This is a genomic window from Vibrio sp. 811, assembly GCF_033339195.1.
In genome coordinates this window covers 1-916 of the sequence record NZ_JAWOUB010000168.1, presented here as the reverse complement: position 1 = coordinate 916, position 916 = coordinate 1, and the positions used below count along the sequence as shown (strand labels likewise).

Genomic DNA, 916 nt, shown 5'->3' with positions numbered 1-916 from the left:
TTTATTTTACGCTTAGAAATAACTGATTGTATGTTGAATGACATTGTTGAGCACCACAGATTTGGGTGCTTTTAAATTGCGTAATTGTCGTTTTGAACCACTGACTTTTTGGGGAAAGTAAGATGTTGAAACCTAGTTTGATTGCTGCTTCTGTTATCGCAACACTAGCAGGTTGTTCTGCTCTGCAAAGCTCTGAGCAACAAGTTGTAAATTCACTGGCTGATAACCTTGATATCCAGTATCAAGTGCTCACTAACCATGGTGCTAATGAGGGGCTGGCATGTCAGGATTTGGGCGCTGAGTGGGCATCTTGTAACAAGGTCAACATGACGCTAGTAAACCAAGGCGAAGCAGTTAACTCAAAAGATTGGGCGATCTACTTTCACAGCATTCGTTTGATCCTAGATGTCGACAATGAACAGTTTAAAATCTCTCGCGTAACGGGTGATCTACACAAACTTGAACCAACTGATAAGTTTGATGGTTTTGCAGCGGGTGAAGAGGTTGTTCTTCCTCTGATCGGTGAATACTGGCAGCTTTTTGAAACAGACTTTATGCCGGGTGCATTTGTTGCAGCGCCAAACGCTGAACCTAAAATGATCGCTTCTCTCAATACTGAAGATGTGGCTTCTTTTGTCACTGGTCTTGAGGGTAATAACCTAAAACGTACACCAGATGACAACAACATCTTTGCCAGTGCGGTATCGCGTTTCGTGAAGAACGACGACTTAGTGAAACAAGACGTCTCCACGACGTTGTTACCAACGCCAATGCACGTTGAGGCGGGCAAAGGCAAAGTCGATATTACAGAAGGTATTGCGCTGCCTAAAGACGTATTTGATGCGGCTCAGTTCGCAGCAATTCAAGACCGTGCAGAAGTGGGAGGTGTGGATGTTCGTGGTGATCTTCCTGTAAG

1 protein-coding gene is annotated in these 916 nt (G+C 44.2%); it reads left to right on the top strand.

All coding sequences use genetic code 11. From position 1 onward, the window contains the following. Positions 1-122: 122 nt before the first annotated feature. Positions 123-916: carbohydate-binding domain-containing protein (locus R7Q46_RS25600; protein WP_318078002.1), on the top strand; the 794-nt coding region annotated here is incomplete at its 3' end.